General features: G+C 75.3%; 13 protein-coding genes. 5 read left to right on the forward strand and 8 right to left on the reverse strand.

Annotation, left to right across the window (positions count from 1 at the left end):
• Nucleotides 1-66 precede the first annotated feature (66 nt).
• Entirely contained in the window at nt 67-978 is a 912-nt protein-coding gene (locus ACFCX4_RS27810; protein WP_376147936.1) for an alkaline phosphatase family protein, read from the reverse strand.
• 651 nt (nt 979-1629) lie between these two features.
• Here ACFCX4_RS27810 and ACFCX4_RS27815 point away from each other — a divergent pair.
• Both ACFCX4_RS27815 and cobC read left to right on the forward strand, forming a co-directional pair.
• Complete coding sequence (locus tag ACFCX4_RS27815; protein ID WP_376147939.1) at nt 1630-2220, forward strand: cobalamin biosynthesis protein; 591 nt, start codon at nt 1630-1632, stop codon at nt 2218-2220.
• Complete coding sequence (gene cobC / locus ACFCX4_RS27820) at nt 2217-3293, forward strand: Rv2231c family pyridoxal phosphate-dependent protein CobC (RefSeq protein WP_376147942.1); 1077 nt, start codon at nt 2217-2219, stop codon at nt 3291-3293. The genes ACFCX4_RS27815 and cobC overlap by 4 nt, the downstream gene beginning before the upstream one ends.
• Nucleotides 3294-3415: 122 nt before the next feature.
• On the opposite strand, the gene ACFCX4_RS27825 is transcribed toward cobC, so the two are convergent.
• Together ACFCX4_RS27825 and ACFCX4_RS27830 are read right to left on the reverse strand one after the other, a co-directional pair.
• Nucleotides 3416-4015 carry a hypothetical protein gene (locus tag ACFCX4_RS27825; RefSeq protein WP_376147945.1) on the reverse strand — a complete coding sequence of 200 codons (600 nt, stop codon included), beginning with the start codon at nt 4013-4015 and terminating at the stop codon, nt 3416-3418.
• 63 nt (nt 4016-4078) lie between these two features.
• Nucleotides 4079-4231, reverse strand: a complete 153-nt coding sequence (locus ACFCX4_RS27830) for a hypothetical protein (protein WP_376147948.1) — start codon at nt 4229-4231, stop codon at nt 4079-4081.
• A 142-nt stretch (nt 4232-4373) separates the two neighbouring features.
• Here ACFCX4_RS27830 and ACFCX4_RS27835 point away from each other — a divergent pair, with 142 nt between their 5' ends.
• Nucleotides 4374-5045: a hypothetical protein gene (locus ACFCX4_RS27835; RefSeq protein ID WP_376147951.1), complete on the forward strand. Its 672-nt coding sequence runs from the start codon at nt 4374-4376 to the stop codon at nt 5043-5045.
• A gap of 41 nt (nt 5046-5086) precedes the next feature.
• A complete protein-coding gene (locus ACFCX4_RS27840; protein ID WP_376147954.1) occupies nt 5087-5518 on the forward strand; it encodes a GNAT family N-acetyltransferase in 432 nt (143 codons plus the stop codon).
• Between the two features lie 60 nt (nt 5519-5578).
• On the opposite strand, the gene ACFCX4_RS27845 is transcribed toward ACFCX4_RS27840, so the two are convergent.
• The 5 genes from ACFCX4_RS27845 to ACFCX4_RS27865 all read right to left on the reverse strand — a co-directional run bounded on the left by ACFCX4_RS27845 (nt 5579) and on the right by ACFCX4_RS27865 (nt 11338).
• Nucleotides 5579-6679 carry an LLM class flavin-dependent oxidoreductase gene (locus tag ACFCX4_RS27845; protein ID WP_376147957.1) on the reverse strand — a complete coding sequence of 367 codons (1101 nt, stop codon included), beginning with the start codon at nt 6677-6679 and terminating at the stop codon, nt 5579-5581.
• A 327-nt stretch (nt 6680-7006) separates the two neighbouring features.
• Complete coding sequence (gene glnII, locus ACFCX4_RS27850) at nt 7007-8029, reverse strand: glutamine synthetase GlnII (RefSeq protein WP_376147959.1); 1023 nt, start codon at nt 8027-8029, stop codon at nt 7007-7009.
• A 213-nt stretch (nt 8030-8242) separates the two neighbouring features.
• Nucleotides 8243-9307: an SCO1860 family LAETG-anchored protein gene (locus tag ACFCX4_RS27855; RefSeq protein WP_376147962.1), complete on the reverse strand. Its 1065-nt coding sequence runs from the start codon at nt 9305-9307 to the stop codon at nt 8243-8245.
• 125 nt (nt 9308-9432) lie between these two features.
• Nucleotides 9433-10110 carry a uracil-DNA glycosylase gene (locus ACFCX4_RS27860; protein WP_376147965.1) on the reverse strand — a complete coding sequence of 226 codons (678 nt, stop codon included), beginning with the start codon at nt 10108-10110 and terminating at the stop codon, nt 9433-9435.
• A 124-nt stretch (nt 10111-10234) separates the two neighbouring features.
• The gene (locus ACFCX4_RS27865) at nt 10235-11338 is read right to left on the reverse strand and encodes an amidohydrolase family protein (protein WP_376147968.1); all 1104 of its coding nucleotides are present in this window, start codon (nt 11336-11338) and stop codon (nt 10235-10237) included.
• Between the two features lie 102 nt (nt 11339-11440).
• On the opposite strand from ACFCX4_RS27865, the gene ACFCX4_RS27870 reads away from it, so the two are divergent.
• Nucleotides 11441-12541: a pyridoxal-phosphate-dependent aminotransferase family protein gene (locus tag ACFCX4_RS27870; protein ID WP_376147971.1), complete on the forward strand. Its 1101-nt coding sequence runs from the start codon at nt 11441-11443 to the stop codon at nt 12539-12541.
• Nucleotides 12542-12655 lie beyond the last annotated feature (114 nt).

A 12655-nucleotide genomic window follows, 5' to 3' on the forward strand; every position in this document is an offset into this window, starting at 1 on the left:
GCCCCGGCCGGGTGGCCGGGGCGGCGGGGGCCTTGGAGCTGCGGGAGTCCGCGACGTACACGGGCGTCAGTTCCAGATGCCGGTGATGGTGGCGGCGGTGGCGGCGTTGCCCGCGTGGGTGGTCAGGCCCGCGAGGTCCTCCAGGGTGCGCAGCACGTTGTAGTGGTTGTAGGTGGTGGCGGTGGAGGAGCCCGGGGTGACGTGGGCCCCGTAGAAGATGGTGGGGATCCGGTTGCCGGAGAGCCGGTTGTCCTCGTCGAAGGTGAGGACGAGGATGCTGTTGTTGTTCTTGGCCCAGGCCGCGTAGGCGCCGAGCTTGTTCTGGACCCAGGTGTCGCCGGTGGAGACCGAGCAGTCGTGCATGTCGTTGCACAGGTCCGGGACGACGAAGGAGACCTTCGGCAGGTTCGCGAAGTTGGTCGGGAACTGCGTCATGGTGAACGCGGTGTTGGTCGGCACGTTGTTGAAGCCGAACCACGGGTTGTGCTTCTGGGCGTACTTGCCGCTGGAGCAGACGGTCGAGCCCTGGCTCGGGAGGCCCTCGTTGTAGCTGCCCCAGGTCTTGCCGGCGGCGATCAGCTCGGAGCCGAGGTTCGCGGCGCCGATCGAGCCGACCGGCACGCAGCTGTCGTCGGTGCGGCCCTGGTTGGAGCCGGAGAACAGCTGGTAGTAGTTGGGCTCGCTGGGGTGGGTGAGCCCGAAGGACTGGGTGAGGTTCGCACCGCCGGCCTTGAGGGTGTTGTTGATGTACGGCGCGCTGGAGCTGCCGATGATCTGGGTGTAGGCGTGGTTCTCCAGCACGACGACGACCACGTGGTCGGGGGCCGGCAGCGCGGCGGCCTGCGCGGTGGTGCCGGTGGCGGCCCAGAGGCCGAGCGAGCCGGCGACCAGGCCGAGGCCGGCCGCGGAGGCGGTGAGGGTGCGGCGACGGGGGCGGCGCGGGGCGGCGTCCCCGGCGACGGGGGTCGTGGCGCTCATGTCAACAGTGTCCGGGGTTTCGTGCATGGTGTCCTCCGGGTGTCGGGAACGGCGGCCGGGGCGGAGAGGCGGCCCGGGCGCCTGTGAACTGCCGGGTGGGGAGAGGACCGCCGGCGAGGGAACCGGCGGTTTCGGAGCGCCGCAAACAGTAGGAGCGCCGCGGTGGCGGGGGCCTCGGCGGCGACATGAAGAAAAGGCGAACAGCGATCGCAGGCCGAGGAGTGCTGTCGGGAACGGGTCACGGGCACCACGATTGACCCGTCCGTGACGGCCGTGGTGGGATTCCGGCAGCCGCCGGTGGCCGGAAACCGCCCTGACCTGGGCGTTCCGGCCGGTGGTCGAGCGGGGGCGGACCGACGGGTTTCGGCCGCCCCGGGTGACCGCCGGCCGGGGCCGGTGACCCCCAGCCCTGCGGGCAGGTGTCGGGCGGGTGACGTGGAGGAACGGACGTGGGCAGGGCGTGAGCAGGGCGTGAGAGGTCCGGACGGGAACGGTTCGGACCGCGGCGCACCGGACGGATCCGGCGCGCTGGGCGGTTCGGGTGACGGCGGGTGCGCCGGGGCGGCCGCCGCCGCGCCGGTGGCGTGCCGTGCGCCCGTCGGGACCGGCCCGGCCGCGGGGGCCCGGCCGTCGCCGCGGCTCGTCGTCGGGGTGGGCGTGCGCGCCTGCGCGACGGAGACGGAACTGCTGGCGCTGGTCCGGCGGGCGCTCACCGGGGCGGGGCTGCCGGCCGGCAGCGTCGGCGCGCTCGCGACGCTCGCCGGCAAGGGCGGCCACCCGGCCGTCCGCGCGGTCGCGGCGGCGCTCGGCGTGCCGGTGGTGGAGCACCCGGCCGGGGCACTGGCCGCCGTGCCGGTGCCCAACCCGTCCGGTGCCGTCGGCGACGCGGTCGGGACGCTCAGCGTGGCGGAGGCGGCGGCGCTGACGGAGGCGGCCTCGGGGGGCACGGCCGCTTCGGCCGGTGCCGCAGGGGCGTGCACGGCCCACGGGCGTGCGGAGCTCGTCGTCGCCAAACGGAAGTCGTCGGCGGCGACGGTGGCGGTGGCCCGCGCCACCGGGGCGGGCCACGGTCCGCCGACCACGCGGGATCCACGGAGCACCGAGGGTCCGCGAAGCACAGAGGCTCCGCGTAGCGCGCAGAGTCCGCCGAGCGCGCAGAGTCCGCCGAACACGCAGGATCCGCCGAACACACCGCGCCCCCGGAACACCCGGCGCACGCAGAACGCAGGAGAGCAGCCGTGACCCCCGACCCCGCCACCCCGGCCGGCTCCCCCGCCGAACCAGACCTGCGCCACCACGGTGACGCCGAGGTCCGCGCCGACGGCGCCGGCCTGGTCGACCTCGCGGTCAACGTCCGCACCGGCACACCTCCGGAGTGGCTGCGCGAACGCCTCGCCGCCACTCTCGCCGACCTCGCCGCCTACCCCGACGGCTCCGCCGCCCGCGCCGCGGTCGCCCGGCGGCACCGGCGCCCGGTGGACGAGGTGCTGCTCACCTCCGGCGCCGCCGAGGCCTTCGTGCTGCTCGCCCGAGCCCTGACACCACGTCACATCGCCGTCGTGCACCCGCAGTTCACCGAACCCGAGGCTGCGCTTCGGGACGCCGGGCACCCGGTGCACCGGGTCCTGCTCACCCCCGGCGAGGGCTTCCGGCTGACCCCGGACGCGGTGCCCCGGGAGGCCGACCTGGTGGTGCTGGGCAATCCCACCAACCCGACCTCCGTCCTCCACCCGGCCACCGCCGTCGCCGCCCTGGCCCGGCCCGGCCGCACGCTGGTGATCGACGAGGCGTTCATGGACACCGTGCCCGGCGAGAGCGAGTCGCTCGCGTCCGCGCGGGACCTGCCGGGCCGGGTCGTCGTCCTGCGCAGCCTCACCAAGACCTGGGGCCTGGCCGGCCTGCGGATCGGCTACGTCCTCGGCCCCGCACCGCTGATCGCCGGGCTGGCCGCCGCCCAGCCGCTCTGGCCGGTCTCCACCCCGGCGCTGGTGGCCGCCGAGGCCTGCTCCGCCCCGGCGGCGCTCGCCGAGGCCGAACAGGCCGCGCTCGAACTCGCCTACCGGCGCGACCGCCTGGCCAAGGGCCTGGCCGCCTTCCCGGGCGTCCGGGTGCACGGCGAACCGGCGGCCTCCTTCGTGCTGGTCGAACTGCCGGACGCGGACGCCGTCCGGACGCGCCTGCGCGCGCTGGGGTTCGCCGTCCGCAGGGGCGACACCTTCCCCGGCCTCGGGCCCGACTGGCTGCGCATCGCCGTCCGGGACGAGGCCACCACGGACCGCTTCCTGGCCGCCCTCGCGACCGCCCTCCACGGCTGACGGGCCCGCCCGTCCGGGCCCGACCCGGGCACGGACGGGGCCACCGCGCCCCGGCTCCCGCGAGCCCCGCCGCGGCAGCCCCCGTCACGGGCCCGCGTCACGGAAGCCCGCCCGCACCCGCGCTACTCGCAGATCCTCGGCAGGGTGGACGGCTCGAACAGCACCGGCTCGGCGAGGTACCCCGGGGCGTCGAAGCGCAGCCGGCCGGCAGCGGTGAGGGTCGCGTAGCCGGGCAGCACGAGGGGCCACGAGGTCGGGCCCAGCGCCCCGGGCAGGTCGTGCGGCACCACCGGCGGCCGGTCCGTCCGCCACATCCGCCCGGCGAACCGCAGGTGGGCGATGCCGCAGTGGGTGTCCCAGTCGACCGGGTAGTGGTCGCCCACGACGGCGGCGGGGCCGGGGTCGGCGGGGGTCGCGCCGGGCACCACCGCGCGGCGCGGCGGCGCGGCCGTCGCCGCCACGGGCACCGGCGAGGGCGCGGGGCTCCCGGCGGTGGTGCCCGCGGCGGTGGTGCTCACGGGAGCCGGCACCGGTGTGAGGCCGACCGGGGCCGGCCGGGCGCCGCCCTCCCCCGAGGTCACCAGCACCACCGCCAGCACGATCCCGGCCACCGCCACCACCGCCCAGCGGGCCACCCAGACCTGCCGGCGCTCCCCGGCACCGTCCGCCGCGCCGTCCACGCCCCCGCCCGCCGCGCCGCCGAACTCCTGCTCCCTGCCCATCCCGGTCGCCTCCTCGGACTCCACCTGGTGGCCATGAGACCCGCCGGACCGGAAACCGGTTCCCTACCCGTCCAGTTCGGTCCGCGCCCACTCCCGGAGGGTGGCGAAGTCCTCGTCCCGCAGCCCGATCCGCGGGTTGATCCCGAGGGTGGCCGCCGGGCCGGGGTGGTGGGCCGCTATCCACTCGGTGTCCTGCGGCCCCAGTTCGTCGTCCACCCGGACGAACGGGGCCAACCTCGGGGCGCCGCCCGCTGGAACAGGATCGGGATATTTCCCGCACCCGCCCGTGAACGATCACGCCGTACGGTCGTCGTGCGCCGGTGAACGCCACCGGCGGCCAGCACTCCGGGGGAACCGCATGCGCTCACGCCGTCTCGCTCTCACCGCCGTCGCCGTCGCGGCCCTCGCCGTCACCGCCACCGCGTGCGGGCCGGAGAACAGCGACTCCGCCGCCGCGTCGGGCCCGGCCGCGACCGCCACCACCGCCAGGCCCACCACCCCGGCCGCCCCCTCCGCCACCGGCACCCCGGCCACCGCCACCGCCACCGCCACCGCCACCGCCACCGCCACCGCCACCGCCACCGCCACCGCCAAGCCTTCGGGTGCGGCGCAGGCCTCGGACACCTGCGGCGCCAAGGACCTCGTACTGACCGCCAAGGCCGAGTCCCAGGCGGGCGGTTACCTCCTGATCACCGCCAAGGCCAAGCCCGGCGTCACCTGTGCGCTGCCCGCCCACCACCCCGTCATCGCCTTCGGCTCCGGCGGCATCGAGGCCGCCAAGGCCGAGCAGGGCACCGGCCGGCCGATCCGGCTGAACGGCTCGACCACCGCCTACGCGGGGGTCGTGACGAAGACCACCAAGGACAACCAGGCCGTCGAGTTCACCGACGTCATCGTGGGCATCGGCAGCCCGGACCCCGACCCGGTCAGCCTCCCGGTCGGCCCGACCAACGTCGACAAGCCGGTCGTCACCAACTGGCACGCCCTGCCGCAGGAGGTCGCCACCGCGGTCGTCGGCGCCCTGCGATAAACCGCTGGTGGGAGGGCCGGGTCCTCTGCTTGGATCCGGCCATGACCACGGACCTGCCGGACGGCTACGAGATCTCCACGGACCCCGCGCGCCTCGACCCAGCGCTGATCCACCGATGGCTGTCGGAGGACGCCTACTGGGCGCGCGGCCGCAGCCGGGAGAAGCAGGACCTCGCCATCGCGGGCTCGCTCAACTTCGGCGTCTACGGGAGCGGTTCGGGCGAGCAGCTCGGCTACGCCCGGGTGGTCACCGACTACGCCACCTTCGCCTGGCTGTGCGACGTCTACATTGCGCCCGCCGCCCGGGGCCGGGGTCTGGGCACCGCCCTGGCCGCCGGCATCCGGGACCACCTCGCCCCGCACGGCCTGCGCCGCATCCTGCTCGCCACCGCCGACGCCCACGGCGTCTACGCGAAGGCGGGGTTCGAGCCGATCACGAAGCCGGAGAAGTGGATGGTCCTGGGCGAGTCGTGACCCGCCGGACGGGTCACCCGGCCCCACCGCCTCCGGCTCCGGGCACCGACCGCCGCCGGCCTACGCCGGCCGTTGCCACAGGCCCCGGGCGGCGAGCAGCGGCAGCACGCCCTCCCCGAACCAGTACGCCTCCTCCAGGTGCGGCATCCCACTGAGCACGAACTCGTCGATGCCCAGGTCGTGGTACTCGGTGACGAGGTCGGCCACCTCCCGGTGGCTGCCCACGAGCGCCGTCCCGGCCCCGCCCCGCAGCAGACCGACGCCCGCCCACAGCCCGGGGTGCACCTCCAGCCGCTCCGCCGACCCGCCGTGCAGCGCGAGCATCCGCCGCTGACCCACCGACTCGCTGGCGCCCAGCGCCCGCTGGGTCTCCCGGATCCGTGCCGGGTCCATCCCCGCCAGCAGCCGCTCGGTCTCCGCCCACGCCTGCGCCGAGGTGTCCCGGCTGATCACGTGCAGCCGGATCCCGAACCGCACCGTCCGCCCCCGCAGCGCCGCGAGCTCACGGATCCAGGTGATCTTCTCCCGCACCTGCGCGGGCGGTTCTCCCCAGGTGAGGTAGACGTCCGCGTACCGGGCGGCGACCTCACCCGCGGCCGGGGACGACCCGCCGAAGTACACCGCCGGCACCGGGTCCGGCAGCCGGTTCAGCACCGCACGCTCGACCCTCAGGTGCGGGCCGTCGTGGTCCACGGTCTCCCCCGCCCAGAGCCGCCGCACGACCGAGAGAAACTCCCCGGTCCGGGCGTACCGCGCGTCCTTGTCCAGGAAGTCCCCGTAGGCGCGCTGCTCCGCCGACTCGCCGCCGGTCACCACGTTGAGCAGCAGCCGCCCGCCGGACTGCCGCTGGTAGGTCGCCGCCATCTGCGCCGCCAGCGTCGGCGAGATCTGCCCGGGCCGGAACGCCACCAGGTACTTCAGCCGCTCGGTCACCTGGGTGAGCATCGCCGTCGTCAGCCAGGCGTCCTCGCACCACGCCCCGGTCGGCGTCAGCACCCCCTCGAATCCCAACTGCTCGGCGCTGCGGGCGATCTGCCCGAGGTAGGCGATCGACGGCGGCCGGTCGGACCCGGCCGTGCCGGGCGTCGACCCGTGCCCGCCTCCGACGACGTGCCGGCTGTCGCCGTTGGTGGGCAGGAACCAGTGGAAGGTCAGGGCCATGAACACACACTCCGGTGCCGGGAACCGCTCAGGGGGAGACGAGGGGACCGCTCACCGGCGACAGGAGGCCGTGCAGACACGCGCCAGATCCACGTGCAGGCGTCGCACGAGGCAGGGGGAGGCAGCTGTCATGCGCCCGATTATCGGCCCCCGGCCGACGCCGATCAAGGGCCCCCGCCCCGGCCCTGCACCGCCCGCCGCACCACCCGCCGACACCCGCACCGCCCCGTGCCCCGGGCACGACGCCCGCAGGGCCTCCCCGGTGAGGTGGGGAGGCCCTGCGGGCGTGCGCGGTACCGCTGTGCGGTGCTGCCGGGTGGGGCGGGATCAGACCTGGCCGGCCTTCTCCAGGGCGGCGCAGCAGGTGTTGATCAGCAGGCGGGTGACGACGTAGGGGTCGACGTTCGCGTTCGGGCGGCGGTCCTCGATGTAGCCCTTCTGCTCCACCTCGACCTGCCACGGGATGCGGACCGAGGCGCCGCGGTTGGACACGCCGTAGGAGTAGACGTTCCACGGGGCGGTCTCGTGCTTGCCGGTCAGGCGGGACTCGATGTCGGCGCCGTACTGGGTGACGTGCTCCAGCACCTTCTCCTGGGAGGCGCCGAGCGACTCGCAGGCGGTGATGATCGCGTCGTAGCCCTCGCGCATCGCCTTGGTGGAGAAGTTGGTGTGGGCACCCGCGCCGTTCCAGTCGCCACGGGCCGGCTTGGCGTCGAGGGTGGCGTCGATGCCGAACTCCTCGGCGGTGCGGTAGAGCAGGTAGCGGGCGATCCACATGTCGTCGGAGACGGTCAGGGCGTCGACCGGGCCGATCTGGAACTCCCACTGGCCGGGCATGACCTCGGCGTTGATGCCGCAGATGGCGAGGCCGGCGTCGATGCAGCGGTCGAGGTGCAGCTCGACGATCTCGCGGCCGAAGACCTCCTCGGCGCCGACGCCGCAGTAGTAGCCGCCCTGCGGGGCCGGGAAGCCGCCCTCGGGGAAGCCGAGCGGGCGGGAGCCCTTGAAGAAGGTGTACTCCTGCTCGATGCCGAAGATCGACTCCTGCGCCTCGTACTGCTCGGCGACGGAGCGCAGCAGGGCACGGGTGTTGGACTCGTGCGGGGTGCCGTCGGTCTCGTTGACCTCGCACAGGACGAGGATGTGGTCGCCGCCGCGGATCGGGTCCTTGACGACGCGCACCGGCTCCAGCACGCGGTCGGAGGCGTGGCCCTCGGCCTGGCTGGTCGAGGAACCGTCGAAGCCCCAGGTGGGGATCTTGTCCGCGTTCGGCAGGACGCGAGTCTTGGAGCGGAGCTTGGCGGTCGGCTTGGTGCCGTCGATCCAGATGTACTCGGCCTTGATTGCCACGGCGGTGTACCTCGCAAACTGGGTGGTGGGTGCCCGCGTAGCGTTGCAAGCCGCCGTTTCCCGGTTGTTCCTCTCATGTAACGCCCATGTGAACCAACCGTCCGCATTGGCACGGTCACGGTGCGAGAGTGCCGCAGGTGGCACTCCCGCACCCCTGGGGACCCGGAGCCGGCCCCGCTCCCGGACCGGGCCGGACTCGGGACCGGCCCGGACTCAGGGCCGCCGGGCGTGGGCCGGGGCGGCAGCCCGGCGGCGGCGGGTGACCCGGAGCACGCAGGCGCCCGCGGCGACCAGGGCGGCGGCACCCGCGGCGAGCGGCGCGGTGGCGCCGTTCCCGCCGGTGGCCGCGAGGTTGTCGGGCGTGGCCGCCGGGGCGGTGGCGGCGGCCGGCCGGCGGGAGGAGGTGCCGGTGGCGGCCGGGGGGACGGCGGCGGCCGACGGGGTGGTGTCCGCGGCGGGCCGACCGGCCGGGGTCTGCGCCGCGCCCTGGCCCGGGGTCCGGGTCTGGGTCTGGGTCGGGGTCGGGGTCGGCGTCCGCCCGGCAGCGACCGGCTTCTCGCAGCTCACCGAGGCGACCGTGACGGTGCCGGTCACCTTGGCCACGTTGAGGTCGAGCGGGTCCACCGAGACCTGGACCTCCAGGGCCGAGGCGGCGGCGGTCGTCGAGGTGGTGGTCTTCCTGGAGAACTCCACCGACACGCTGCCGACCAGCGGTACGTCCACCTTGGTCGGACCGTACAGGCCGACGGTGACCGGCTTGCCGAGAACGGTGATCCCGGCCGGCGCGGTCACCTCGGCGGCCGGCTGCCCGTCGACCGGACAGGTCGCACTGGCACTGAGCGCCTCCAGGCCGAGCAGGGTGGTCCCCGGCAGACCGGGCGCGTGCACATCGGCCCGGGCGAGGGTGACGGAGGCCGCGGCCCCCTCGGCATCGGCCCTGGTCACGGAGCGGCCGACATCGGCCTTGACCAGGGTGACCGGGCCGGAGCGGCCGACGCCGTCGACGACGGCGGTGAGCACGGTGCCGTCCAACTGCGCCGGGGACTCGGCCTTGTTGAGCGAGACCTCGACCGGGACGACCACCGAGTTGTCCAACAGCCTGACGTCCAGGTCGAGTTCGGCGGTGACGGCGCGCGCCTTGCCGGGCCGGGCCAGCGGCGCGGACCCGGTTGCCGACGACGCGGGGCCGGTGGCCGGGGCGGGCGGAGCGGTGAGCACGGTGAGAACACCGCAGGCCAGGGCCACAGTGCCTGCGGAAACGATTCGTCGAGAAGACATGGCGGTACCCCCACGGCTGAAATGGATGAGCCGCCAGTCTTCTCAAACGATCCGTCACATGAGTCATACAGAGAGTCATTTCACCCGTTGGGGTGACGTTGACGCCCGGCGCTGACCCGGGTCTGCTAGGGCAGTCGCCAGTCCACCGGCTGCGCCCCCTGCCGGGCCAGCAGCTCGTTCGCCCGGCTGAACGGGCGCGAGCCGAAGAAGCCGCCGCTCGCCGAGTAGGGGCTCGGGTGCGCCGACTCGATCGCCGGGACCTCGCCCAGCAGCGGCCGCAGATTGCGCGCGTCACGGCCCCAGAGGACCGCCACCAGCGGGCCGCCGCGGGCCACCAGGGCGCGGATCGCCTGCTCGGTGACCTCCTCCCAGCCCTTGCCGCGATGCGCGGCGGGCTTGCGCGGGGCGGTGGTGAGGGCGCGGTTCAGCAGCAGCACGCCCTGCTGCGTCCACGGCGTGAGATCGCCGTTGGACGGCTGCGGGAGGCCGAGGTCGCTGCCGTACTCCTGGAAGATGTTGATCAGACTCGCCGGGATCGGCCGGACGGCGGCCGCCACCGAGAAGCTCAGGCCGACGGCGTGGCCGGGCGTCGGGTACGGATCCTGACCGACGATCAGCACCCGCACGTCGGCGAAGGGCTGCTGGAAGGCGCGCAGCACGTTCGGCCCGGAGGGCAGATAGGTGCGGCCGGCCGCCAGTTCGGTGCGGAGGAAGTCGCCCATCGCCGCGACCCGGCCGGCGACCGGCTCCAGCGCGGCGGCCCACCCGGGCTCGACGATCTCGTTCAGTGGACGCGGTGCCATGGGCGTAACCCTATCGGCCTACACGGACAGCCCGGTCACCGAGACGATCGCACCGGACGGCCTCCGCCGGCCGCTCCCCGGTCCCAGCCGGGGGCGGGCCGGGGCCGGGGCCAGGACCGGGCCCTCACGCCACCGGGCGCCCGCGCAGCACCACCAGCCGCGGATCGGCCAGCACCCGGACGTCGGCGCGCGGGTCCTGCGCGTACACCACGAAGTCCGCCGGGGCGCCCTCCTCCAGCCCCGGGCGCCCCAGCCAGGCGCGCGCTCCCCAGGTGGCCGCCGAGAGCGCCTCGGCGGGGCTCAGCCCGGCCTTGACCAGCTCCGCGACCTCCTCCGCCACCAGGCCGTGGGCCAGCGAGCCGCCCGCGTCCGTCCCGACGTAGACCGGGATGCCCGCGTCGTGCGCCGCGCCGACGGTGTCGTACCGGCGCGCGTGCAGCCGGCGCATGTGGGCGGCCCAGGCCGGGAACTTGCCCTCGCCGCCGGCCGCCAGGTCCGGGAAGGTCGCGATGTTGACGAGGGTCGGGACGATCGCCACCCCGCGCTCGGCGAAGGCCGGGATCAGCTCCTCGGTCAGGCCGGTGGCGTGCTCGACGCAGTCGATCCCGGCGGCCAGCAGGTCCGGCAGCGACTCCGCCGCGAAGCAGTGCGCGGTGACCCGCGCGCCCTCCTCGTGCGCCGCCGCGATCGCCTCGGCGAGCGCGTCGCCGGGCCAGCAGGCGGCGAGGTCGCCGCGCTCGCGGTCGATCCAGTCGCCGACCAGCTTGACCCAGCCGTCGCCGCGGCGGGCCTCGGCGCGCACGTAGGCGGCCAGGTCGCCGGGCTCGATCTCGTGCGCGTAGTTGCGGATGTAGCGGCGGGTGCGGGCGATGTGGCGGCCCGCCCGGACGATCCGGGGCAGGTCCTCGCGGTCGTCGATCCAGCGGGTGTCGGCCGCGGAGCCGGCGTCCCGGATCAGCAGGGTGCCGGCGTCACGGTCGGTGATCGCCTGCTTCTCGCTGGTGGCGGCGTCGACGGCCCCGTGCGCGTCCAGACCGACGTGGCAGTGCGCGTCCACCAGGCCCGGCAGCACCCAGCCGTCCACCGTCCGGACGTCCGCGGAGCCGGCCCCCGCCGCGGCGGGGCGGGAGAACGTCACCCGGCCCGCCACCACCCAGAGTTCGTCCCGGACGTCCTCCGGACCGACCAGCACCCGACCCCGGACGTGCAGCACCGTGCCTTCGCTCATGGCCGCACTCTACCGACGGCGCGGTTGCCCGCAAGCGGTTCGCATGGGGCAGACTCGTTCCCGCCGAGCCCCCTCGTCCTCTCCCGAAAGGCCCCCGCGACCGTGAGCCCCTTCCTCGACCTGCCCCCGCTCACCGCCGCCGAGTTCGCGGTGATCGAGGACAAGGTCGCCGCGCTGCTGCACACCACCGCCGACGTCGTCGTCACCCAGGGCGAGGCGCTGCTGCCGCTGGAGGCCGCGATCCGCGGCGCCGCGCACCCGGGCTCGACCGCGCTCAACGTCGTCACCGGCCCCTACGGCCAGACCTTCGGCAACTGGCTGCGCTCCTGCGGCGCGAAGGTCGTCGACCTCGCCGTGCCGTTCGACACCGCGGTGAGCGCCGGGCAGGTGGCCGAGGCCCTGGCCGCGAACCCCGGGATCGACTTCGTCTCCCTGGTGCACGCCGAGGCCGCCACCGGCAACACCAACCCGGTCGCGGAGATCGGCGCCGTGGTGCGCGAGCACGGCGCGCTGCTGATGCTGGACGCGGTCGCCTCGGTGGCCGCCGAACCGCTGCTCACCGACGCCTGGGGCGTCGACCTCTGCGTGATCGGCGGGCAGAAGGCCATGGGCGGACCGGCCGGCGTCTCGGCCGTCTCGGTCTCCGGGCGGGCCTGGGAGCGGATCGCCGCCAACCCCGCCGCCCCGCGCCGGTCCTACCTCTCGCTGCTGGACTGGAAGGAGCGCTGGACGGACGCCGGGCGCACCGTCCTGCCGCACGCGCCTGCCCAGCTGGAGATGCTGGCGCTCGGCGCCTGCCTGGACCGGATCGCGGCCGACGGCCTGCCCGCCGTGATCGCCCGCCACCGCGCGGCCGCCGCCGCCACCCGGGCGGGCGTGCGGGCGCTCGGCACCCTCACGCCGTTCGTCCCGGACGACGCGCACGCCGCACCGGTCGCCACCACCCTGCGCACCCCGGCCGGCCTGTCCGCCACCGGACTCGCCGCCGACCTGCTGCGCCGCGACGCCGGCCTCCCGGTCCAGGCCGGCGGCGGCGCCCTGGCCGAGGAGATGCTGCGGGTCAACCACTACGGCCGCGCCGCCGCCCTCACCACCGTCCACGCCACCCTCACCGCCCTCGCAGCCGCCACCGGCGCCGGCGCCGACGCCGCCCTGGCGGCAGCGGACGCGGCCTGGGCCGCGGCCCTCACCACCGCCGGCTGAGCCCGCCGGGGCGGACCACCGCACGACCGGGGCGGACCAGCGCACGGGCAGGACGAACCACCGCACGGCCGGGGCGATGTCTCTTATACCCAACTGACGCTGCCGCCGACGTAC

The organism is Kitasatospora sp. NPDC056327 (genome assembly GCF_042261735.1).
Classification (GTDB): Bacteria; Actinomycetota; Actinomycetes; order Streptomycetales; family Streptomycetaceae; genus Kitasatospora.

Coding starts and splice junctions, on each gene's coding strand:
- ACFCX4_RS27835 (WP_376147951.1), top strand. CDS start 4,374: ATGCGCTCACGCCGTCTCGCTCTCACCGCCGTCGCCGTCGCGGCCCTC.
- ACFCX4_RS27845 (WP_376147957.1), bottom strand. CDS start 6,679: ATGGCCCTGACCTTCCACTGGTTCCTGCCCACCAACGGCGACAGCCGG.
- ACFCX4_RS27840 (WP_376147954.1), top strand. CDS start 5,087: ATGACCACGGACCTGCCGGACGGCTACGAGATCTCCACGGACCCCGCG.
- ACFCX4_RS27810 (WP_376147936.1), bottom strand. CDS start 978: ATGAGCGCCACGACCCCCGTCGCCGGGGACGCCGCCCCGCGCCGCCCC.
- ACFCX4_RS27860 (WP_376147965.1), bottom strand. CDS start 10,110: ATGGCACCGCGTCCACTGAACGAGATCGTCGAGCCCGGGTGGGCCGCC.
- ACFCX4_RS27865 (WP_376147968.1), bottom strand. CDS start 11,338: ATGAGCGAAGGCACGGTGCTGCACGTCCGGGGTCGGGTGCTGGTCGGT.
- ACFCX4_RS27825 (WP_376147945.1), bottom strand. CDS start 4,015: ATGGGCAGGGAGCAGGAGTTCGGCGGCGCGGCGGGCGGGGGCGTGGAC.
- ACFCX4_RS27855 (WP_376147962.1), bottom strand. CDS start 9,307: ATGTCTTCTCGACGAATCGTTTCCGCAGGCACTGTGGCCCTGGCCTGC.